The 21,231-nt window shown below is 68.3% G+C and carries 20 protein-coding genes and 1 pseudogene; 15 read left to right on the top strand and 6 right to left on the bottom strand.

The genetic code is table 11. The annotated features are described in order from the left end of the window. Positions 1-8 precede the first annotated feature (8 nt). On the top strand, positions 9-398 hold the full coding sequence (locus ACIG5A_RS34145; protein ID WP_397247723.1) for a hypothetical protein: 390 nt from the start codon (positions 9-11) through the stop codon (positions 396-398). Here ACIG5A_RS34145 and ACIG5A_RS34140 read toward each other — a convergent pair. Further along, positions 380-1,012, bottom strand: a complete 633-nt coding sequence (locus ACIG5A_RS34140; protein WP_397247721.1) for a TetR/AcrR family transcriptional regulator — start codon at positions 1,010-1,012, stop codon at positions 380-382. The two genes, ACIG5A_RS34145 and ACIG5A_RS34140, sit on opposite strands and share 19 nt — an antisense overlap. 159 nt (positions 1,013-1,171) lie before the next feature. Between ACIG5A_RS34140 and ACIG5A_RS34135 the strand changes: the two genes are divergently transcribed. The 11 genes and pseudogenes from ACIG5A_RS34135 (at position 1,172) to ACIG5A_RS34085 (ending at position 13,861) form a co-directional block, all read left to right on the top strand. Further along, on the top strand, positions 1,172-2,539 hold the full coding sequence (locus tag ACIG5A_RS34135; RefSeq protein WP_397247719.1) for a flavin-containing monooxygenase: 1,368 nt from the start codon (positions 1,172-1,174) through the stop codon (positions 2,537-2,539). Between the two features lie 12 nt (positions 2,540-2,551). Next, positions 2,552-3,688: a serine hydrolase domain-containing protein gene (locus tag ACIG5A_RS34130; protein WP_397247717.1), complete on the top strand. Its 1,137-nt coding sequence runs from the start codon at positions 2,552-2,554 to the stop codon at positions 3,686-3,688. Next, entirely contained in the window at positions 3,688-4,728 is a 1,041-nt protein-coding gene (locus ACIG5A_RS34125; RefSeq protein ID WP_397247715.1) for an NAD(P)-dependent alcohol dehydrogenase, read from the top strand. Before ACIG5A_RS34130 ends, ACIG5A_RS34125 begins: the two co-directional genes overlap by 1 nt. A 133-nt stretch (positions 4,729-4,861) precedes the next feature. Continuing rightward, positions 4,862-6,550 (top strand): class I adenylate-forming enzyme family protein, encoded by a 1,689-nt coding sequence (locus ACIG5A_RS34120; protein ID WP_397247713.1) that lies wholly within the window; start codon positions 4,862-4,864, stop codon positions 6,548-6,550. Positions 6,551-6,556: 6 nt separating this feature from the next. After that, positions 6,557-6,898: pseudogene (locus ACIG5A_RS34115) on the top strand (hypothetical protein). A 98-nt stretch (positions 6,899-6,996) separates the two neighbouring features. Further along, positions 6,997-7,869 (top strand): alpha/beta fold hydrolase, encoded by an 873-nt coding sequence (locus ACIG5A_RS34110; protein WP_397247711.1) that lies wholly within the window; start codon positions 6,997-6,999, stop codon positions 7,867-7,869. A gap of 87 nt (positions 7,870-7,956) precedes the next feature. After that, positions 7,957-8,661 (top strand): DoxX family protein, encoded by a 705-nt coding sequence (locus ACIG5A_RS34105; RefSeq protein ID WP_397247709.1) that lies wholly within the window; start codon positions 7,957-7,959, stop codon positions 8,659-8,661. A 57-nt stretch (positions 8,662-8,718) separates the two neighbouring features. After that, entirely contained in the window at positions 8,719-10,473 is a 1,755-nt protein-coding gene (ctaD, locus tag ACIG5A_RS34100) for a cytochrome c oxidase subunit I (RefSeq protein ID WP_397247707.1), read from the top strand. A gap of 95 nt (positions 10,474-10,568) precedes the next feature. After that, positions 10,569-11,198 (top strand): SAM-dependent methyltransferase, encoded by a 630-nt coding sequence (locus ACIG5A_RS34095; protein WP_397248017.1) that lies wholly within the window; start codon positions 10,569-10,571, stop codon positions 11,196-11,198. 284 nt (positions 11,199-11,482) lie between these two features. Continuing rightward, a complete protein-coding gene (locus ACIG5A_RS34090; RefSeq protein ID WP_397247705.1) occupies positions 11,483-12,880 on the top strand; it encodes a three-helix bundle dimerization domain-containing protein in 1,398 nt (465 codons plus the stop codon). 126 nt (positions 12,881-13,006) lie between these two features. Continuing rightward, positions 13,007-13,861: a nuclear transport factor 2 family protein gene (locus tag ACIG5A_RS34085; protein ID WP_397247703.1), complete on the top strand. Its 855-nt coding sequence runs from the start codon at positions 13,007-13,009 to the stop codon at positions 13,859-13,861. A 34-nt stretch (positions 13,862-13,895) separates the two neighbouring features. Here the strand turns inward: ACIG5A_RS34085 and ACIG5A_RS34080 are convergent, their stop codons facing one another. Further along, on the bottom strand, positions 13,896-14,792 hold the full coding sequence (locus ACIG5A_RS34080; protein ID WP_397247701.1) for a sterol desaturase family protein: 897 nt from the start codon (positions 14,790-14,792) through the stop codon (positions 13,896-13,898). 231 nt (positions 14,793-15,023) lie between these two features. Between ACIG5A_RS34080 and ACIG5A_RS34075 the strand changes: the two genes are divergently transcribed. Genes ACIG5A_RS34075 through ACIG5A_RS34065 form a run of 3 tightly spaced genes read left to right on the top strand, consistent with a single transcriptional unit; the run spans position 15,024 to position 18,070 of the window. Next, positions 15,024-16,169 carry an alpha/beta hydrolase family protein gene (locus ACIG5A_RS34075; protein ID WP_397247699.1) on the top strand — a complete coding sequence of 382 codons (1,146 nt, stop codon included), beginning with the start codon at positions 15,024-15,026 and terminating at the stop codon, positions 16,167-16,169. 42 nt (positions 16,170-16,211) lie between these two features. Continuing rightward, complete coding sequence (locus tag ACIG5A_RS34070) at positions 16,212-17,387, top strand: sensor histidine kinase (RefSeq protein ID WP_397247697.1); 1,176 nt, start codon at positions 16,212-16,214, stop codon at positions 17,385-17,387. After that, positions 17,384-18,070: a response regulator gene (locus ACIG5A_RS34065; protein ID WP_397247695.1), complete on the top strand. Its 687-nt coding sequence runs from the start codon at positions 17,384-17,386 to the stop codon at positions 18,068-18,070. Before ACIG5A_RS34070 ends, ACIG5A_RS34065 begins: the two co-directional genes overlap by 4 nt. Positions 18,071-18,301: 231 nt before the next feature. On the opposite strand, the gene ACIG5A_RS34060 is transcribed toward ACIG5A_RS34065, so the two are convergent. The 4 genes from ACIG5A_RS34060 to ACIG5A_RS34045 are packed head-to-tail and all read right to left on the bottom strand — an operon-like array spanning position 18,302 to position 21,229. Further along, positions 18,302-19,489: a sensor histidine kinase gene (locus tag ACIG5A_RS34060; protein ID WP_397247693.1), complete on the bottom strand. Its 1,188-nt coding sequence runs from the start codon at positions 19,487-19,489 to the stop codon at positions 18,302-18,304. 2 nt (positions 19,490-19,491) lie between these two features. Further along, complete coding sequence (locus tag ACIG5A_RS34055) at positions 19,492-20,160, bottom strand: response regulator transcription factor (protein ID WP_397247691.1); 669 nt, start codon at positions 20,158-20,160, stop codon at positions 19,492-19,494. 17 nt (positions 20,161-20,177) lie between these two features. Next, entirely contained in the window at positions 20,178-20,444 is a 267-nt protein-coding gene (locus ACIG5A_RS34050) for a hypothetical protein (protein ID WP_397247689.1), read from the bottom strand. Positions 20,445-20,491: 47 nt separating this feature from the next. Further along, the gene (locus ACIG5A_RS34045; RefSeq protein ID WP_397247687.1) at positions 20,492-21,229 is read right to left on the bottom strand and encodes a maleylpyruvate isomerase family mycothiol-dependent enzyme; all 738 of its coding nucleotides are present in this window, start codon (positions 21,227-21,229) and stop codon (positions 20,492-20,494) included. Between the last annotated feature and the right edge of the window lie 2 nt (positions 21,230-21,231).

Raw genomic sequence — 21,231 nt, 5'->3', positions numbered from 1 at the left:
GGAGTTCCATGCAGTTGTTCCGCTGTACCGTTGCTGTCTCCGCGCTCGCTCTCACCGCAGGTTGTACCGCCTCGCAGGCCGCCCCCGTGCAGACGGCGGCCACCACCGTCATGAACTGTCTTTCCGAACCGCACGTCCGCCCCGCGCACCTCGCCATCACCTGTGCCGACGCCAACCATTTCGTCACCGACATCACTTGGGAGCACTGGGATGCCGACGGCGCGCGCGGCACCGGTATCGACGACAAGAACCTGTGCGTGCCGCACTGCGTCGGCGGCAGGCGTCAGCAGGAGCCGATCGACCTCGAGCTGTCGAATCCGCGGGCGGGCGTGTTCACCGTCGTCACCATCAAGCTGTCCGGCAGCAGGAAGCAGCAGAGCTACTCGCTGCCCGCCTGAGCGGGTGCGGGCGTTTGCAGCGCCGGAAACCAGATATCGGTGAGCACCTCGGCGGCCTGCGCCGCGGTGACGTCGATGGTGCCCTGCATGGCCCATCGGGTGAAGAACCGCTCCAGTTGCGCGACAAGCAGTTCCACGCGCAGCCTGGCCTCGTCCCGCCGCGCGGCGGGCCAGCGGGCCAGGTAGGAGGTCATGGCGTTGGGTAGTGCCAGGATGCCGCGGCGGGCGATCTCGCGGAATTCCGGCTCCAGCGCCGTGGCCTCGTCCCAGGCGGGCAGCAGGTCCTTGTATTCGTGGAACCAGGCGATGGCGCGCGTCATCCAGGCCACGAACTCCGCGCGCGAGCCGGTGTCGAGCACCCGGTCCAGATCCTCGTAGAAGTGCAGCGCGCTCGGCGCGGTGCTCTGTTCGGCGATCGCGCGCAGCACCTCCAGCTTGCTGGTGAAGTGCAGATAGAAGGTGGCCCGGCTGGCGCCGCCCGCCGCGGCGATCTCGTCCACCCTGACCGCCGCGTAGCCGCGGGTGGCGAACAGGTCCTTGGCCGCGTCGAGCAGCCTCGCCCTGGTCTGCAGCTTCTGTTCGTCGCGCAGGCTCTGCTTCGAATTGGCGGGCAACTGCTCCCTCGTTCCTTCCGCGAAAACTGGTGATCACGTGCGACTTCCGGTGTGCAAGTCTAGCGCCGGGCGGCGTTCACTAGACACCATGTCAGTCACTAGACACCGAGTCTAGCCAGTGTTACTTTGTTGCCTACGTCACGGCAGAGGAACCACTGAATGACTCAACGCAAGCTCCCCCGGGTCGCCGTCATCGGCGCGGGCCCCTCCGGGATCACCACCGCCAAACGCCTGCAGGATCACGGCATTCCGTTCGACTGCTTCGAGGCCTCCGACGAGGTCGGCGGCAACTGGTATTTCAAGAACCCCAACGGCATGTCGGCCTGCTACCAATCGCTGCACATCGACACCAGCAAGTTCCGGCTCGCGTTCGAGGACTACGCGGTGCCCGCGGAGTGGCCTGACTTCCCGCATCATTCACAGCTGTTCCAGTACTTCAAGGACTACGTCGACCATTTCGGGTTCCGCGACCGAATCCTGTTCAACACCAGGGTGACCGGCGCCGAGCGCCATTCCGACGGCCGCTGGCTGGTCACCGCCGACGACGGGCGGACCCGCGACTACGACGCGCTCATCGTGTGCAACGGCCACCACTGGGATCCACGGACCCCGGATTATCCCGGCGAATTCGACGGCGTACTGATGCACAGCCACGCCTACAACGATCCGTTCGACCCCGTCGACATGCGCGGCAAGCGCGTGGTGGTGGTCGGCATGGGCAACTCGGGCCTCGATATCGCCTCGGAGCTGTCGCAGCGGTTCGTCGCGTCGAAGCTGACGGTGTCGGCGCGGCGCGGGGTCTGGGTGCTGCCGAAATACGTGCACGGCAAGGTCGGCGACAAACAGCGTGTGCCCGCGTGGATTCCGCGCAGAATCAGCATGAAGTTGAAGCAGCGCTTCGTGCGCAAGTTCCGCGGCGAGATGCCGTTCTACGGTCTGCCCGCGCCGGATCACCAACCGTTCGAGGCACATCCGTCGGCCAGCGAGGAATTCCTGCACCGAGCCGGCTGCGGCGATATCGCGTTCAAGCCGGCGATCACCGCGCTGGAGGGTTCGCGGGTGCGCTTCGCCGACGGCAGCGCCGAGGAGGTGGACGTCGTCGTCTGCGCCACCGGATACCACATCAGCTTCCCGTTCTTCGACGATCCGAACCTGGTGCCGGACAGCAGGAATCGCTTCCCGCTGTTCAAGCAGATGATGAAGCCCGGCATCGACAACCTGTTCTTCCTCGGCCTGGCCCAGCCGCTGCCGACGCTGGTCAATTTCGCCGAACAGCAGAGCAAGCTGGTCGCCGCCTATCTGACCGGCGACTATCTGCCACCGACCGAGGACGAGATGAACACCGTCATCCGCCAGGCCGAGCAGCGCCGATCCGGGCGCTACTACGACTCGCCCCGGCACACCATCCAGATCGAATTCGAGGCATACGTGCGGGATATGAAGCGGGAAATGGCAAGGGGCGCCAAGCGCGCCGCGGCGGCGGGACATGCGCTGCCCGTTCCGGCACGCACGCTCGAGCACGTCTGAGAGGGTCACCGGATGACTATCGAAGGATTCTGTGACGATCGATTCGCCGGTGTGCGAACGGAATTGGCGAAACAGCTCGCCTCGGGCGCCGAGGCGGGCGCATCGATCTGCGTCACCGTCGACGGCACACCCGTCGTCGATATCTGGGGCGGGCACCGCGACAGCGCGGGCGCCGAGCCGTGGACCGAGGACACGATCACCAACGTCTTCTCCATCACCAAGACCATGACCGCGCTGTCCGCGCTGCTGCTCGTCGACCGCGGCGAGCTGGACGTATACGAGAAGGTCGCGCACTACTGGCCGGAGTTCGCCGCGAACGGCAAGGGCGACATCGAGATTCGGCACCTGCTCGGCCACACCTCCGGCGTCTCGGGCTGGCAGCCGCCGATCGCGCTCGCCGATATCTACGACGTCGAGGCCTCGGCCGCGCGGCTGGCGGCGCAACCGCCGTGGTGGGAGCCGGGCACCGCATCGGGGTATCACTGCCTGAACTACGGGCATCTGATCGGGACGGTGGTCCAGCGGATCACCGGACGCACCCTCGGCGAGTTCTTCGCCGAGGAGCTGGCCGGGCCGCTCGGCGCCGACTTCCACATCGGCACCGGCCCCGAGCACCGATCGCGGATCGCGACGCTGATCCCGGCTCCGGAACTGGAATTCGACATGTCGCTGCTCGATCAGGACAGCATCCTGGTCAAGACGCTCACCAATCCGCTGCTCGATATCGCCGAAACCGCGACGCCCGCATGGCAGCAGGCCGAGAACGGCGCGGTGAACGGGCACGGCAACGCGCGGTCCGTGGCCAGGGTGCAGTCGCTGGTGTCCTGCGGCGGCGAGCTGGACGGGCGAAGGCTGCTGTCGGACAAGACCATCGACCTGATCTTCGAACAGCAGTCGGACGGCGTGGATCTGGCCATCATGGTGCCGCTGCGATTCGGCATCGGCTACGGGCTGCCACAACCGCAGACCCAGCCGCAGGTGCCCGAGGGGCGCGTCTGCTGGTGGGCCGGATACGGCGGCGCGATCGTGGTCAACGATCTGGATCGCCGGATCACCTTCGCCTACACCATGAACAAGATGGAGCCGGGCATCATGGGGTCGGCGCGGGCGGATGCCTATCTGCGCGCGGCGTTTTCGGCGGTGGCGTGATGCGCGCGCTCCAGCTCACCGATCCGGGCGTCCTGGAACTGCGCGAGGTGCCGGTGCCCGAGATCGGACCGGACGAGCTGCTGCTGCGGGTGGGCGCGGCCGGTATCTGCCATTCGGATCTGCATGTGCTGCACCTCCCGTTCACGATGCGCGCGGAGCCGCTGACACTCGGCCACGAGGTCGCGGGGACGATCGAGGCGATCGGCGGTGAGGTCGGCGGCCGGGCGGTGGGTGAGCGCGGCATCGTCTACCTCTGCTGGTCGTGCGGCGTGTGCCGGGAGTGTGTGAGCGGCAACGAGAATGTGTGCCGCGCGGCCGGACGCACCGCGATGCCGCCGTGTCCCGGCCTCGGCCCGGACGGCGGGATGGCCGAGTACATCCGCATCCCGGCGCGCTCGTTCGTGCCGATCGGCGAGATGGATTTCCTGCAGGCCGCGCCGCTGGCCGATGCCGCGCTGACCAGCTATCACGCGATTCATGGTGTGCGCGACCAGCTTCGGCCCGGTTCGACCGCGGTGGTGATCGGCGTCGGCGGGCTCGGCCATGTCGCGGTGCAGATACTCGCGGCGGTCAGTGCGGCCAGGATCATCGCGGTGGACGTGAGCGAGGACAAGCTGGACCTGGCCGCCCGCTGCGGTGCGGCGGAATGGCTGCTCAGCGGGGCCGATACCGCACGAGAGATCCTGGACCGCACCGACGGCCGCGGCGCCGAGGCGGTGTTCGATTTCGTCGGCGTCGATCAGACCGCGAAACTCGCCGTGGAATCGGTGGCGCCCAACGGTGCCTATCGGATGGTCGGACTCGGCGGCGGCGCACCGGAACTCACCGCCGCCCCGGCGGGCGGGCCCGGCTGGCCATGGGGCGCCTCGGTGCGCAAGTCCTACGGCGGCACCAAATCCGACCTGATCGACTCGGTTGCCCTCGCCGAGGCGGGCAAGCTGCGGATCGAGGTCGAGAAGTACGACCTCGCCGACGGCCGCGACGCGCTGGATCGGCTGGAGCGTGGGCTGGTCGGCGGGCGCGCGGTGCTGGTGCCGTGAGCGGCACGATGACGAGAAATTCGCGCCACGGTGATACCGCGATGACGCGAAGTGCCCTGCGCGGGCCGATGGCGAATCCATCATGGCGAGGACCCGCGGCGACAGCTCGCGGCGAAGGAGGAAAGTACCGACAATGACCGATCCCACTGATCCCCAGGCACTCGCGCTCCAGGTCATCGGCAAGCTGACCGGGCCGGGCGGCCCGTTCGAAATCGTCGAGGAGAAGGTGCTCGGCGCCGTCGAGCCGGTGATGAAGCACCGCAAGCGCGCACTGACCGAGGTGCTCGACGCGGGCACCGCGTGGGGCGAACGTGACTACCTCGTCACCGCGGACCGGCGGCTGACCTTCACCGAGCACGCGGCCGAGGTGAACGCGCTGGCCAGGGCGCTGCGCGACCACTACGGCGTCCAGAAGGGCGACCGGGTCGGCATTCTGGCCGCCAACGCGCCGGAGTGGGTGGTGGCGTTCTGGGCGGCGCAGCGGCTCGGCGCCATCGCCGTCGGCTACAACGCCTGGTGGACGCCGCGCGAAATCGCCTACGGCATCGGGCATACCACGCCCACCGTACTGATCGCCGACGCCAAACGCGCCGCGCTCGCCGCCGAGGCGGGCATCGACGTCCCGGTGCTGACCATGGAGCACGACCTGCCCGCGCTGATCGCCGAATACGGCGCCGGCGATGTACCGAATACCCCGGTGGCCGAGGACGATCCGGCGGTCGTGCTGTACACCAGCGGTACCAGCGGCAGGCCCAAGGGCGTGGTGCACTCGCAGCGCAATGTGCTCGCCGTCGTCGAATACCACCGATTCAACGACGCGCTCGCCGCCGCCTTCGCAAAGGGATCAACGGATGATCTGGCTGTATCTTCTGGTCGCTCCGCAGGTTCCGCTCCCGCCGGCAGACGGTATCTGCTCACCTCCCCGCTGTTCCACATCGCCAGCCTGCACAATCTGGTCATCCCGCGGCTGGTCACCGGCGACACCACGGTGATCAACCAGGGCTCGTTCGACGCCGACCGGGTGCTGCGGTTGATCGACAGCGAGCGGATCACCAACTGGGCGCCGGTCCCGACGATGGCGAGCAGGGTACTGGAGCAAGACCTTTCGCAGTACGATCTCGCCACGCTGACCCAGCTCTCGATCAACTCGGCGCCGACCTCGAACGCGCTGCAGCAGCAGTTGCGCGAGCGGCTGCCCGTCGCGCGCACCGCGCTGGTGACCAGCTATGGCCTCACCGAATGCAGCACCGCGGCCACCTTCGCCTCGCCGCCGGAGCTCGCGGCGTTCCCGGATACCGTCGGACGGCCGGTACTCGGGGCGAGCGTGCAGATCCGCGACGCGCTCGGCGCACAGGCGCCCGACGGCACCGAGGGCGAGATCTGGGTGCGTGGACCGTATGTCATGCTCGGCTACTGGGACGACGAGGCGGCCACCGCGGCCGCGATCACCCCGGACCGCTGGCTGCGCACCGGCGATATCGGCATCATCGAACAGGGCAGGCTGCGCCTGTCCGGCAGGCGCTCCGATCTGATCCTGCGCGGCGGCGAGAACGTCTATCCCACCGAGATCGAGCAGTGCCTCGACGACCATCCCGCGGTGCGCGAATCCGCGGTGATCGGCGTGCCCGACGACGATCTCGGCCAGCAGGTGGCCGCGCTGGTCGTGCTCGACGACGCGGCGGCGACCACCGAGGACGAACTGCGCGCGTTCGCGGCCGAGCGGCTCGCCTACTACAAGGTGCCCGCCCGCTGGCGGCTCACCACAGCACCCCTTCCGCGCAATGCCACCGGCAAGGTGGTGCGCCCCGGTATCGAGGTATGAAATCCCATGTACGACACCATCGTCGCGGGCGCGCTGGTTCGACGGCACCGGCGCGCCGTCCGCGGTCCGCCATCTCGGCATCCGCGAAGGGCGCATCGCCACCATCTCGAAAGCACCGCTGAACACCGCGGACTGCCCCGCGCGTCATCGATGTCGCGGGCGCCTGGGTGGTGCAGGGCTATGCCGAGGCGCCCATCGCGGAGTTCGACAATCTGTCCAGGATGGTGAACCGCAACGACACCGCGGTGCGCGCGGGTACTCGTCGGCGGTGCGTACGTATTCGGCGAGGGTGCGTCCGGTCCTGGACTCGGCACGCGCCGGAGCGGGCGATTCCTGCGGGCGAACTGAATACGACACTGTTGTCCTCAGGCACTGTTGCCGCCGTCACCCGGCGGTTACCGTGGTGTCAGGACGGATCACCGGCGATCCGTCGCGAGGAGTGCACCGTGGAGACCTTCGAGCATCGTGGCCGAAATGTCGTCTATGAACGGTCCGGTGACGGACCGCCGATCCTGTTGCTGCACAACGCGGGCGCGCAGCGGCATATCTGGGACGACCAGGTGGCCGCACTGCGGCGCGACCACGAGGTGTTCGCACTCGATCTGCCCGGATACGGCGAATCCGACCCGCCCGCCGATGGTTACCGGCTCGCCGACTACATGCGCATGCTCGACGCCTTCCTCACCGCGCACCGGCTCACCGATGTGGTGCTCGTCGGCAACTGCCTCGGCTCGGCCACCTCGCTGAGCTACACCATCCGGCATCCTGGCAATGTCCGCGCCCTGGTGCTGATCAGCCCGTTGACCTGGAAGACCGTGCGGGCCGGGCGCTCAGCGGGCCTGGCCTGGCTCGACGCCCGCCTGCCGCTGGCGTCGCTGGCGGACAGGCTGACACTGCCCGATGCGCTGGTATCGCGAATTGTCAACGAGCAGTTGGGATCTCGCGGCCGCAGCCAGCGGATGCAGCGCACCGAGCGGCTCACCGCGCACTGGGGTGATCGCGGACGGCTCGGCGCACTGCACGGGCTGGTGCAGGACTTCCCGAGTTACCGCCCGCTCGACACCTTCACGCCGGGCCCGGATTTCCCGCCGATCTGCACGATCTGGGGCAAGCAGAACCACATCCTGTCCGCTCGCGCGGGCGCGCGGCTCGATCGCACCCTGCGCCCGCACACCAGCGTCGTCCTGCCCGATTGCGGCCACGTTCCCATGGTCGAGGATCCGGACCGGGTCACCGGCATCATCACCGATTTCCTTGCCGCGGACGCCGTCCGCCCCTTCCCCGCCGATCCGAGATCCGCCACGCCGCTCGCGCAGTGACCACCGCTTCCCGCGACATGCCACGCCGAGTGTTTGGCGCGGCCGGTTGCGGGAACGGCGTCCCTAACAGCCGAGGAAAGGGATGTCATGGTGGTATTACGCCGGATGGCCCGGCCGCTGTTGGCGGCCGCCTTCGTGGTGGACGGAACCGATACGTTGCTGCATCCAGAGCCGAGGGTGAAGGCCGCGGATTCGCTGGTACGGCGCGGACGGCAGGTGCTGCCCGACCAGGTCGGCGGGCGATTGACCGCCGATCCGGCGACGGTGGTGCGGATCAACGCGACCACGCAGGTGGCGGGCGGCGTACTGCTCGCGCTCGGCAAGGCGCCGCGCTTTGCGGCGCTGATGCTCGCAGCGACGGTGATCCCTTCGACGGTGACCGAACAGGACTTCTGGTCGGAGCCGGATCCGGACAAACGCGCGGCCAAGCGCGCCGCGTTCCTGAAGGACGTGAGTCTGCTCGGCGGCCTGATGATCGCCGGCGCGGATACCGCGGGCAAGCCATCGCTCGGCTGGCGCGGCCGCCGCGCGGCCGAGCACGCGGCCGCCGCGATGTCGGCGGTGCTGCCGATCGGCACCTCGGACAGCGCGGTCGGGGAAACACTGCGCAGGCATGCGCGTGACGCCGCGCTACAGGCTCGCGCCTTCGCGGAAACCGCAGCGGCCAAGGGATCCGAGCTTGCGGACGCGGCGAAGGCGCACGGTCCGGGATGGGCCGAATTCGCCAAGCAGCGTGGCGCCGAACTCGCCGAGACCGCGAAGATCGCTGGGCCCGTCCAAACGCCTGCGTGACCGGCGGCACCGGTGCCATACTGCGGCAACCGGATTCATCCCATTCGGGAGGACGCCATGAGCGTTGCGCAGATCGAGGCAGTTCGACCCTACCCACGCCGAATGGGGCCGAAAGGCTCGTTCCTCTACAAGGCGGTCACGACCACCGATCCGAAGGTGCTCGGGATTCTCTACATCTTCTCGGCGATGTCGTTCTTCTTCATCGGCGGGTTGATGGCGCTGCTGATGCGGGCCGAACTGGCCAGGCCCGGCCTGCAGTTCCTGTCCCCCGAACAGTTCAATCAGTTGTTCACCATGCACGGCACGATCATGCTGCTGTTCTACGCGACGCCGATCGTGTTCGGCTTCGCCAATTGCGTACTGCCGCTGCAGATCGGCGCGCCGGATGTCGCCTTTCCCCGGCTGAACGCGCTGAGCTACTGGCTGTATCTGTTCGGCGCCTCGCTGGCCACCGCCGGATTCATCACGCCGGGCGGCCCCGCGGATTTCGGCTGGACCGGATACACCCCGCTCAGCGCGATCGAGCACGCGCCGGGCGTCGGCGCGGATCTGTGGATCATGGGCCTGGCCGTTTCGGGCGTCGGCACCATCCTCGGCGGCGTCAACATGATCACCACCGTGATCTGCCTGCGCGCGCCGGGGATGACCATGTTCCGGCTGCCGATCTTCACCTGGAATATCCTGGTCACCAGTATCCTTGTGCTGCTTGCCTTTCCGATTCTCACCGCGGCGCTGATGGGGCTCGCGGTCGACCGGCATCTCGGCGCGCAGATCTACGATCCGGCCAACGGCGGAATCCTGCTGTGGCAGCACCTGTTCTGGTTCTTCGGCCACCCCGAGGTATACATCGTCGCGCTGCCGTTCTTCGGCATCGTCACCGAGATCTTCCCGGTGTTCAGCCGCAAACCGCTGTTCGGCTACTCCGCGCTGGTGTACGCGACGCTGTCCATCGGCGCGCTGTCGGTCGCGGTGTGGGCGCATCACATGTACGCGACGGGAGCCGTTCTACTGCCGTTCTTTTCACTGATGACCTTCCTCATCGCGGTGCCGACCGGTGTGAAGTTCTTCAACTGGGTCGGCACCATGTGGCGCGGCCAGCTCACTTTCGAGACACCGATGCTGTGGTCGGTCGGCTTCCTGGTGACCTTCCTGTTCGGTGGTCTGTCCGGGGTGATCCTGGCCAGCCCGCCGCTCGATTTCCATGTCACCGACTCGTATTTCGTGGTGGCGCACTTCCACTACGTCCTGTTCGGCACGATCGTGTTCGCCACCTTCGCGGGCATCTACTTCTGGTTCCCCAAGATGACCGGGCGGATGCTCGACGAACGGCTCGGCAAGCTGCACTTCTGGGCCACGCTCGTCGGTTTCCACACCACCTTCCTCGTCCAGCACTGGGTCGGTGCCGAGGGGATGCCCCGCCGCTACGCCGATTACCTGCCGTCCGACGGCTTCACCACGCTGAACACCATCTCCAGCATCGGCGCGTTCATCCTCGGTGCATCGATGCTGCCGTTCATCTGGAACGTCTTCAAGAGCTACCGCTACGGCGAAGTGGTCACGGTGGATGATCCGTGGGGCTACGGCAATTCGCTGGAGTGGGCGACCACCTGCCCGCCGCCGCGGCACAACTTCTACGAGCTGCCGCGCATCCGGTCCGAGCGTCCGGCATTCGAGGTGCACTACCCGCACATGGTCGAGCGGATGCGCGCCGAATCGGCCGTCGGCTGGTTCTCCGGTAAGCACGGCACCCACGTCGCGACCGTGAAATCCGAGACTCCTGAGCTTCCGGCTCAGGAGGACCCGTCGACCTGACGGCGGGCAGTTGCCGAAACGGCACAGAAAGTTGCCGGACCGGCGCGTCCGAGTGGATCGTGGTCGGGGTGACCGACACACACGACCACCAAGAAATGCCGAAGACCACCGTGGACTACTGGGAGGCCCACTACCAGCAGCGCGAGCAGATCTGGTCGGGTCAGCCGAACCCGCTGCTCGTCCGTGAGATCGCCGGCCTGCCGCCCGGATCCGCACTCGATCTCGGCTGCGGCGAGGGCGCCGACGCGCTCTGGCTGGCCGCACAGGGCTGGCGGGTGACCGCCGTCGACGTGTCGGCGACGGCACTGGGGCGCGCCGCCGAACGCGCGGCCCGCGACGGGCTGGCCGACGCCGTCGACTGGCAGCGGCACGACCTCGCCGAGTCGTTCCCGGACGGCCGATTCGATCTGGTCACGGCGCAGTTCTTCCACTCCCCCGTCGCGATCGGCGACGAGCGCGACAAGGTGCTGCGCCGGGCGGCCGACGCGGTCGCGCCGGGCGGCCGGTTGCTGATCGGCGGGCACGCGGAATGGCCGTCGTGGGTTATCGATCCGCCCGCCCATGTGTATTTCCCGACCACCGCCGAGGTGCTCGCCGCACTCGCACTGGGCGCGGCCGACTGGCGCGTGGAAACCGATGATGTCGCGGTGCGCGAGGTGGTGAGCCCCGAGGGCGAGCCCGCGACACGTAAGGACAATGTGTTGCGAATTCATCGTATTCGATGAAGACATAATCGGTGGCGCCCGCGCCGACGCGCGGCCAACGTCGAAACAACATCAGGTGTCGAACAGTCGATAATGCGTTGAATTCGGCGTAACAGCAACGGCGGGAACAGGATTCGACGGAGGTCACCACCTGCCGGAATGCCCCTCGGCACCATCGACACGACTATCCACCGCCGGGAAGCTCCGGTGTCGGACCCGGGAATCTGCCGGTAGGGTTGCGCGGCGCGGGCAAGGCCGTTGTGCCGTCCCGCTTTTCGGAACGATCCGATGCCGAGGAGTTACTGGTGGAAGTCGAAGTCGATACTGCCCGCGAAGAAAAAGCGATGCAGCGAATGACGGAGAGCCTGGTCGAGAATTTCACCGAAACCCACTCCGCGTCGGATATCGAAAACGCGGTCGGCTCGGTGCGTCAGCGGTTCGACGGCGACCCGATCCGGGATTTCATCCCCATTCTCGTCGAACGCATCGTCCGCCAGGAATTGTCGCCGCCCGCTCCGGCACCCCGGACGGCCGCCACCACAGCACCATCGGAGCCCGAACCCGCTCGGCCGAGCGCACTGCTCGGCCGAATGCCGTTCACGGGCAAGGGTTTCGCGCCACTCGTGGTCGCGGCGGCGGTCGCGATCGCCGCGATCGCGGTGGTGATCGCGGTCCGGCAGCCCGATTCGGCACCGGCGCCCGCCGCGAATCCCGCTGCCCCACAACAGGTCACCACCGTGCGCGGCGTGGTCGGCTCGGAGAAGATGGCATTCTTCGAGGATCCGAAGGTCGTCGATGTCCTGGCCCGCAAAGGCATCAAGCTCGAGGTCGATTCCGCCGGGTCGCGCCAGATCGCCACCTCGATCGACCTCGGCAAGTACGACTTCGCGTTCCCGTCCAGCGAAACGGCCGCCGAACGAATCCAGCGGCAGCGCAACGTCAGCACCAAGTACACGCCGTTCTCCTCGCCGATGGCGATCGCGACGTTCCGGCCGATCCTCGACCTGCTGACCGCGCAGGGCTACGTGCGGCCGGGACCGGTGCCGACCCTGGACATGGGCCGCTACCTGTACCTGGTGAACAACGACATCCAGTGGAGTCAGCTGGCCGACAACACCGTCTACCCGGTGCGCAAGAACATCCTCGTGTCCACCACCGATCCGCGCAGTTCGAACTCCGCGGCCATGTACCTGGCCATCGCCGGATACGCCGCCAACAATCACACGATCGTGCAGGGCCCGGCCGCCGAGCAGGCGGTGCTGCCGACGCTGTCGCGCCTGTTCGTCGGCCAGGGCTACACCGAGAACAGCACCGAAGGTCCGTTCAACCAATATCTTTCGGTCGGCATGGGCCCGACGCCGCTGGTGTGGATCTACGAGGCGCAGTACGTCGAGGCCACCCTGCGCGGGCAGATCAAGCCGGACATGGTGCTGATGTATCCGTCGCCGACGGTGGTGTCGCGCCACACGCTGGTGCCGCTCGGGGCCGCGGGCGATCGGCTCGGCAAGCTACTCACCACCGACGCCGAACTGCAGCGCCTCGCCGCCGAACACGGCTTCCGCACCGGCGACACCGCGCAGTTCGCCAAGGTCACCGCCGAACGCCGGGTCCCGGTCGCGACCGACCTGATCGATGTCATCGAAACCCCCACCTACGACACACTCGAGCGCCTGCTCGACGGAGTCACCAAGGCCTACAACTGACCGAATCCGCCCGAGCGCAACGGACGCGCCCGGCCCGCTGATCGCGGCGCCCCGGATCGCACCTACCGCACTAGAACGTGTTCTACCATGGGTGCGACGAGGTGCTACGACTGCGAAGGGGCTGTCATGTCGCTGGAATCGGCCGCCGATGAGCTGCTTGCGGCGGTTGAGGCCTCGCCGCGCGCCGTCGCGGCGCACGACAAAGCCGCGTGGGTCGGCCTGTTCACGGCGGACGCCGTGGTGAACGATCCGGTCGGCTCCCGGCCGCATATCGGTACGGCCGCCATCGAGCGGTTCTACGACACCTTCATCGCGCCCAACACCATCGCGTTCCATGTCGAGCGCGACATCGTCGGCCCGGCTACCGTGCTGCGCGACTTGACGATCGAGACCACCATGTCGACCGGCGCCACCGTGGCCGTGCCCATGCATCTGCGCTACGACCTCGTCGAACAGGACGGGGTCTGGAAGATCGCGCACCTCGCCGCCCATTGGGAGCTGGGGGCGATGATCATGCAACTGCTGCGCACCGGCCTGCCGGGGATCGGTGCCGCGCTGAAACTGGGTCCGCAGCTGATCGCACACCAGGGCGTCGGCGGCGTCGCTGGGATGATGCGGGCGCTGCTCGGCGTCGGCGGCTCGGGCAAACGTGAAGCGGCCCGGGTGTTCTCGGCTGCGGCGGCCACCGATATCGGCCGCGTCCGCGCACTGCTCGGTGGCGGTACCGTCATCGAACTGCCTGCGGGAACACCGATTTCGGTGGAGGAGTTCACCAACCGGGCCAGGAATATGCGCTGGCACAAGCTGATCGCGGCGGGCCGGACGGTCACCGCGACGGTCGACATCGATGCGGCGCGGGGCGTCGCCGTCGTCGAATTCGCCGCAGGCGCGAATCGGGTCACCGGCATCAGCCTGTTCCTCGACACCGGCGCGGCGCACCGGCGCATGCCCGCCCACCGGCAGCACGGCACGGCCGGGTGATACGCCGGTATCACTCGGCCGCAACGCATGTCGCTCAGTGCGTCAGATGTGGTTCGCCCTCCCGGGCCGGCGCGGCCGGTTGCGGCATGTCCTCGGTCCAGCCGGGCGGGCCGAAGATGTAGCCGATGCGCCCGCGCCAGGTCTTGGCGTAGCGCACATCGCGCAGCAGCGTCCCGAGCTCGTAGTAGTTCAGCTTCAGCGGGTTGTCGGTGCCGATATTCTTCGTCAGCCCGTACCGGATCGGCTCGCTCTCCGCGGCGAAGCTGCCGAACATCCGGTCCCAGACGATGAAGATGCCGCCGTAGTTCTTATCGATGTACGGCTGATTCGAACCGTGGTGGATGCGATGGTGCGCGGGGGTGTTGAACAGGAATTCGATGGGCCGCCACAGTGTTGTGATGCGCTGGGTGTGGATCGGGAACTGGTACAGCAGCCCGATGCTCTGCAGCAGGAAGATCATCCACGGCGCCAGGCCGAGCAGCGCGGCGGGCACCCAGAAGAAGCCGCGCATCATCGTGGCCACCGGATGCAGCCACGGCAGCCGGATCGCGGTGGACAGGTTGAAGTACTCGCTGGAGTGATGGACGCTGTGCGCGGTCCACAACAGCCGGACCCGGTGGTCGGCGCGATGCGCCCAGTAGTAACAGAAATCGGTGACGACCAGCCCGACCACCCACACCCACCAGGATTTCGCCGACAGGTGCAGCGGGGTCACCGCGGCAGCGACCAATACCGACGAGAACGGGATCACGTACTGCATCAGCGGCTTGATCAGCCTGCCGACCGTGAACGTCGCCACGTTGGCCACCGTGTCACGGCCCGCGCCGCCGTTGGCGGGCCGATCCGGATCGCGGCGATACGCGATCCACTCCACGAGCATGAGCACCGCGAATGCCGGAATCGCGTAGCTCAGCAACTCCACCTGGCTCATCTGGTCTCCTTCACCGTCCGCCGTCGGTGCCACGCTACGTGTGGCGGCGGGCACATTTCATCGCGCCGCCGAGGGATCCTGTGTCCCCCACACGGGGGATACGTGCTGGTAGAACCGCAAATCGGCGGTGCGGCAACAGTTTTGGCCTGCTAGCGTCTGGCCCCGCGGCCGAGTTCGCCGCTTACCGGGTCCACACCTCGAGGGGGAATGTTGTTCAAACGATCGGCCGTCGTGGCCATATCGGCTTGCGCGCTGGTGGTCGCGAACACGATGGCGAGCGACGCCGCGCCACTGGGCAGCACCGTGCTCCCCGAGCCGGGCGGCGCCTCGGCGGTCGGCGAAACAGTGCTGCATCTGGTCGATGCCGCACGGCCGGATCCGTTCGAGCCGGGGCGGCGCCGCGAGCTGATGGTCTCGGTGTTCTACCCGGCCGCCGACATCTCGAAAAGCTCTCGCGCCCACTATGTTTCGACCGCAGTGATGCCGGAGTTGGAGAAGCGCCTCGGTATCGGACTACCCGGCCTGCTGACCAACTCCTACACCGACGCCCCCGCGCTGGCCGACACCGCGCACCCGATCCTGCTGTACTCACCGGGCGCGGGCGTCTCACGACTGCTCGGCACCGGGCTGGCCGAGGATCTGGCCAGCCGCGGCTACGTCGTGGTGACCGTCGACTCCACCTATGAGGCGCCCGCGGTGGAGTTTCCCGGCGGCCGGATCGTCAAGGCCGCGCCACCACCGAACGGCTTCGACACCGAGATCAGGAAGAAGTACGTCGCCGCCAGGCTGGCCGATACTCGGTTCGTCCTCGACGCACTCACCCAGCTGTCCGAGGGCGGCAATCCGGACGCCGAACGCCGCGCCTTGCCGCCCGGCCTCGATCGCGCCCTCGACCTCGACAAGGTCGGCATGGTCGGCCATTCGTCCGGCGGGTACACCGCGGTCGAGTCGATGCACGAGGACCGGCGCATCGATGCCGCCATCGATCTCGACGGCCAACTCGGCGTCGACGCGGACTTCGGGCGGTCGGTCACCGAGGGCGTCGACCGGCCGGTGCTGGTGATGACGAGCCAGCAGATCGAGGAGGTCGGTGATGCGAACCCCTCGCTCGACGCGTTCTGGCGACGCGGCACCGGCTGGAAACGTCAACTGACGCTGCGGGATACGGCGCACTACGACTACACCGACCTGCCGCTGCTCGTGCCGGCGGTGGCCAGGCCCGCCGCCCCGCGCTACATCGGGTCGCTGCCCGCCGAGCGCGGCTCGGCGCTCGTGCGCACCTACGTCGCGGCGATGTTCGACAAATTCCTGCGCGCCGCCTCGGGCACGGTGCTCGATCAGCCACCGTCGGAGCCGGAGATCACGGTAGAGCGCTGAAGGTAGGATCGCGCCGGATCGCGGTCGGCGACTGTCAGGGAGGTGACGCGGCTGTTGGATGTGAGCAGGTCACTGGCTCGCCAGTCGATCGTGGTCGCGGTGGTCGCCGCGCTGGTCGACGGCGTCATCCTCGCCATGAGCGGCACCTTCGCGGTGGCGCCGTGGCAGACCGTGCTGTTGCTGATCGGCGTGGTACTCGCCGATCTGGCGCTGGCGGGCCCACCGCGCACCGCGGGCGTCGTCGCCATGATCCAGGTGGCGCTGCGGCTGGTCACGGCCCTGGTGCTGCACAGCTACGGCATCTCCGCACGGTTCGCCGATGTCGGATTCCTGGTGGCGGGCTACCGGGCGGGTGCGTGGCTGTCGGGGCTGCCCTCGGTGCTGACCCTGCTCGGGATGTGCGCGGGCGTCGTCACCACCCACCTGCTCGTCGGCAGCACCATCAGCCGCGACTGGCGGCTGCTGCTGGCCGCGACGGTCTCGGCGGGTGGCGTGTCCTGGCTGGTCGGGCGCTATACGGCGGCGCGCAGCGCCTATGTCGCCGAGCTCGAACAGCGCGACCGGCTGCGCGAACAGGAGCATATCGCCGCGCTCGATCGGGCGGTCACCGATGAGCGTGAGGCCATCGCGCGCGATCTGCACGATGTGATCTCCCATCACGTCAGCGCCATCGGCATCCATGCCGGCGCCGCGCGCATGGCCATGGCCGACACCGAAAACGCCACGGCCACACGGTCGTTGGCCGCCGTGGAAGCCAGCAGCCGGGCCGCCATGGTCGATCTGCGCCGCCAGCTCGATCTACTGCACGGCCACGAGGACGACAGCCAGCGCCAGCCCGGGCTTGCCGATATCGACGGCCTGCTCGGCTCCGTGCGCGCGGCCGGGCTGAATGTCGAACTGGCCGTGCACGGTTCGGCGGTCACGCTGCCGGACTCCTTGAACATCACCCTCTACCGGATCGTGCAGGAGATGCTGACCAACGCGCTGCGCCACGGCAACGGCGAAAACGCCAGGCTCGCGGTGGAATACCGGCCGAACCGGATTCGGATCAGGGCCACCAACCCGATACCGCCCGGCGCCGCGGGCGAGCGCACCGAGGTGCCCCGCGGATTGCGCGGAATCCGCAGGCGGGCGGAGCTTTTCGACGGTGAGCTGCGCTACGGCGCGGAGGGCACCAGCTGGCACACCACGGTCGCGATCCCGATCGGCGGCGCATGACCACACCACTGCGCGTGCTGATCGCCGACGACCACAGCATGTTCCGGTCCGGGTTGCGCGCCGTCGTCGACAGCCAGGCCGATCTCGACTGCGTCGCCGAGGTGGGCGACGGCCGCGCCGCCATCACCGAAACCGCAAGGCTGCGACCGGATGTCGCGATCCTCGACGTGCGCATGCCGAAGCTGGACGGACTGGCGGCCACCGAGGCCATCGTCGCCGCGGGCCGGACCCGCGTGCTCGTGCTCACCACCTACGACAGCGACGCCAACCTGTATCGCGCACTCCAAGCCGGGGCGAGCGGATTCCTGCTCAAGAGCCTGCCGCCGGAAGAGCTCGTCACCGCGATCCGCATCGCGGCGCGCGGCGACGCGCTGATCGATCCGTCGATGACACGCCGTCTGGCGCATCGGTTCGCGGGCAGTCTGGCACCGGCGCGCACGCCCGCCGAAGTCGACCAGCTCACCGCGCGCGAACTGGAAGTGCTGCTGCTGCTCGCCGATGCGCGCAGCAATGCCGAAATCGCGGCTGATCTGGGTGTCGGCGAGGAAACGGTGAAGACCCATGTCTCCCGGGTGCTCGCCAAACTCGGTGTCCGTGACCGTATCCACGCGGTGGTCTACGCCCATCAGCACGGGCTCGTCACACGCACATCACAGCGGGGCGCGGAACCTACTTCATGGTAACGGTTTCATAACTGCGCGCGTCGGGTAACCGAAGATCATGCGAAACCGAACCATCCGAATCATCGGCCTGGAGCGCGGTACCGCAGTGCTGGTCCTCTTGACCTGCTTGTTCTGCGCAGGCGGCGTTATCGCGCTCTCACAATCGGTCACCACCGCATTGGCCGCCACCGGCGGCGTGCTCGCTGGTCTAGCGGTGACCTTGCATATCCTCCCGCACGACAGATAGCCGGCTCAGCCGGAACCAGTCGCACTCAGCGGCAACGACAACCGAACCAGCGCACCGCCCTCCGTGCGGTTCGCCGCCGAGGTCTCACCGCCGTGCAACGCGACGATCGAACGCACCAAAGCCAATCCGAGGCCGTGCCCCTGACCGTGCCCGCGCGCGAAGCGACGGAACACGTGCGGCAGCACGGCGGGATCGAAGCCGGGTCCGTCGTCGGTCACCGTGACCACCACCCGCTTGTCCCGCCGCTCGACCTCGACCCAGACGTGCTCGGCGCGCGAAAGCGCGTTGCGCACAACATTATCGATGGCCTGACGCAACAGCACGTCATCGCCGTCGACGACCGCCGCACTGGCCGTGGTCAATTCGACCGCGGCGCCGCCCGCGGCCGCGGTGGCCACGATCTCCTCGGCGAGCAGGTCGACCCGCAGCGGCACCTTCGACAGGTCGACCGTGCCCGCCTCCAATCGGGCCAGGTCGAGTAGTTGCACGACACCTTCGCCCGCTCGCTCTGTCGCGTCCCTGATCTCGCTGAGCGCGCGCACGTACTCCTCGGATTCCCGTGGCCGCGACAGGGCCTGGCTGGCCGTCGCACGGATCACCGCGACCGGCGTGCGCAGTTCGTGCGCCGCGTCGGCCAGGAAGTCGCGCTGGGACTGCTGCGCGCGCCGTGCCGGCGCGAGCATCCGCCCGGCGAGCAGCCAGGTAGCCAGGGTCAGCAATGCGACAACGCCCGCCGCGATCGCGTAGACCACCAGGCGCTGGCGGTCCACCTGTTCGTCGACATCGTCGAGCCCCCAGGCGATGACCACCCCGCGGCCGTCCGCCCGCATGCGAGCCACCTCGAGATAGTGCATATACGCCGTCCAGACCTCGCGGATCGCGGCCTCGCCGTCGGGATCGGCCAAGGCCTCGTCGGCGACGTCGAGTGGTGGGGCGATATCGGTCTCACCGAGCGGCTCGATCGAGCCGTCGGCGTCGAAGACCCAGGCGTTGGCGCGCAACCAGTCCGGCGCGGTGTCGAGATGCTGCCAGCCCGCGGCGACCGCGGCGCGCTCGGCCGCCGCGGCGTGCTCGTCGTTCTCGGTGCGCTCGGTGAGCACACCGGCCAGGTACACCGCGACCGCACCGACGAGCAGGAGCGAGGTCAGCCCGACCAACAGGGTGAGCCGTAGTCGAAAACGTTTGAGGTGCACGGCTATTGCTCCCTCAGGTGGAAGCCGACACCGCGCACGGTGTCGAGGCTGGCCCGGCCGGTGGGCAGATCGAGCTTGCGGCGCAGGGTGGAGACGAAGACATCGACGATGTTCGAGGTGCCCTCGTAGTGCAGATCCCACACCTGCTCGAGCAGTTCGGTGCGGCTGACCGTCTGCCCCGACTGCTGCATCAGGTACTGCAACACCGCGAACTCCTTGGCGGTCAACGGAATCAGCACATCGCCACGCCAAACCCGGTGGGTGGCCATATCGAGGCGGATATCGCCGACCCGCAACTCCGAGCCGCCGACGGTGACCGGCCTGCGCAGCACCGCGCGGACCCGTGCGGCCAGCTCGCCGAAGTCGAACGGTTTGGTGACGTAGTCGTCGGCGCCGGAGTCGAGGCCGATCACCCGCTCGGTCGCGCTACCGCGCGCGGTGAGCACGAGCACCCTGGTGCGGCCGTCGGCCTTGAGCTTGCGGCACAGGGTGAGCCCGTCACCGTCCGGGAGTCCGAGGTCGAGCACGACCAGCGCGTAGTCGTTGTAGGAGCACAGATCGTCGGCGCGGGCCAGGGTTGCCGCGTGATCGACGGCGTGCCCTTCCTCGCGCAGGCCACGAACCAGCACCGTGGCCAGTCCGGCATCGTCCTCGACTACCAGCAAACGCACCGTCACAGTCGATCACATCACCGATCGGCGATCATGCGCGACACCTGATCCTGGCCGGACCCGGTGTCGGCGCCGCGGACTCGGTGGGCGATGGTGACGGCCGCCTCGAGCACCGCGAGCTCACACCGGTGCACCGGCGCCGGTGGCGTCACGGTCGTCGCGGACGCGCCGGGTTGCCAGGCGAAATAGCCGCTCGCCGCCGCGACAACGCCCGCGGCGACGACGCCGAGCAGGCGATGGCGGTTCAGCGGTACGGCACGCTCAGCGGCCACGGCGGTTCGCATGGGAACACCGTGGCACCCCGGCTCTTAAGGGATCGTGAACGCACCGGTCAGACCGCGTAGTTGCGCACAACGCGCAGCGCGGCGGCGGCGTACGGGCCGGTCGCCGACAGCAGGCTCTTGCCCGCGGTCAGTCGCTGCGCCCCGACCCGGCAGAACTCGGCCGCCGAACCACGGATCACCGATTCGGCGTCGGCGTCACCGAAAATCCAGCTGTCGCCGTTCGGTCCGACGAGTTCGCAGCGCACCGGCCCACCGGTCTCCCCCGCGACCGTGAACGCGTACGGCAGCGTGCGATGAGCGAGCCGGGCGACATGCCACAGCCGTTCGGTATCCGGGTAGTCGATGCCGAACGGCTCGGTGATGTCCAGCGCGTGCGCCCAATGCTCCGCGATCCGGGTGCTTGCCAGCGTCCACGGCGACAGCGGCACCGTGGCCCACGGCAGCCGCGCATCGCGTGGACACTCACGCAGCGTCGCCACCGAGGCCTTGCACGCCCGCCGCCACCGCTCGAGCACTTCGGGGCCTGTCACCCCCCGTTCGCCCGCCACCTGCATATCCATCAACTGGTCGAGCTCGACGCCCGGCGGCCGCTGCACGAACTCGCCGTGCGCCGCCACCACCGGGACGAACTCCTCGGACTGCGCCAAATGCAGCAGCACATCCGTGACCGTCCACCCCGGCGCCGCCGACGGCGCGTCCCAGGTCGCCAGCGGCAGCCGGGCCAGCACCGCGTCCAACTGCTCGTGCTCGCGAGCCAGCGCATCGATCGGGTCGTCATCGACCATGG

This window comes from Nocardia sp. NPDC052566 (assembly GCF_044547285.1).
Classification (GTDB): domain Bacteria; phylum Actinomycetota; class Actinomycetes; order Mycobacteriales; family Mycobacteriaceae; genus Nocardia.
Note: the sequence above shows the minus strand (reverse complement) of the source record. Positions and strands in the feature narration are given on the sequence as shown.

Bases quoted from the DNA above. Each gene is read 5' to 3' on its own strand.
- ACIG5A_RS34145 (WP_397247723.1), top strand. From the start codon at position 9: ATGCAGTTGTTCCGCTGTACCGTTGCTGTCTCCGCGCTCGCTCTCACC.
- ACIG5A_RS34135 (WP_397247719.1), top strand. From the start codon at position 1,172: ATGACTCAACGCAAGCTCCCCCGGGTCGCCGTCATCGGCGCGGGCCCC.
- ACIG5A_RS34130 (WP_397247717.1), top strand. From the start codon at position 2,552: ATGACTATCGAAGGATTCTGTGACGATCGATTCGCCGGTGTGCGAACG.
- ACIG5A_RS34125 (WP_397247715.1), top strand. From the start codon at position 3,688: ATGCGCGCGCTCCAGCTCACCGATCCGGGCGTCCTGGAACTGCGCGAG.
- ACIG5A_RS34120 (WP_397247713.1), top strand. From the start codon at position 4,862: ATGACCGATCCCACTGATCCCCAGGCACTCGCGCTCCAGGTCATCGGC.
- ACIG5A_RS34105 (WP_397247709.1), top strand. From the start codon at position 7,957: ATGGTGGTATTACGCCGGATGGCCCGGCCGCTGTTGGCGGCCGCCTTC.
- ctaD (WP_397247707.1), top strand. From the start codon at position 8,719: ATGAGCGTTGCGCAGATCGAGGCAGTTCGACCCTACCCACGCCGAATG.
- ACIG5A_RS34095 (WP_397248017.1), top strand. From the start codon at position 10,569: ATGCCGAAGACCACCGTGGACTACTGGGAGGCCCACTACCAGCAGCGC.
- ACIG5A_RS34085 (WP_397247703.1), top strand. From the start codon at position 13,007: ATGTCGCTGGAATCGGCCGCCGATGAGCTGCTTGCGGCGGTTGAGGCC.
- ACIG5A_RS34080 (WP_397247701.1), bottom strand. From the start codon at position 14,792: ATGAGCCAGGTGGAGTTGCTGAGCTACGCGATTCCGGCATTCGCGGTG.
- ACIG5A_RS34065 (WP_397247695.1), top strand. From the start codon at position 17,384: ATGACCACACCACTGCGCGTGCTGATCGCCGACGACCACAGCATGTTC.
- ACIG5A_RS34050 (WP_397247689.1), bottom strand. From the start codon at position 20,444: ATGCGAACCGCCGTGGCCGCTGAGCGTGCCGTACCGCTGAACCGCCAT.
- ACIG5A_RS34045 (WP_397247687.1), bottom strand. From the start codon at position 21,229: ATGGTCGATGACGACCCGATCGATGCGCTGGCTCGCGAGCACGAGCAG.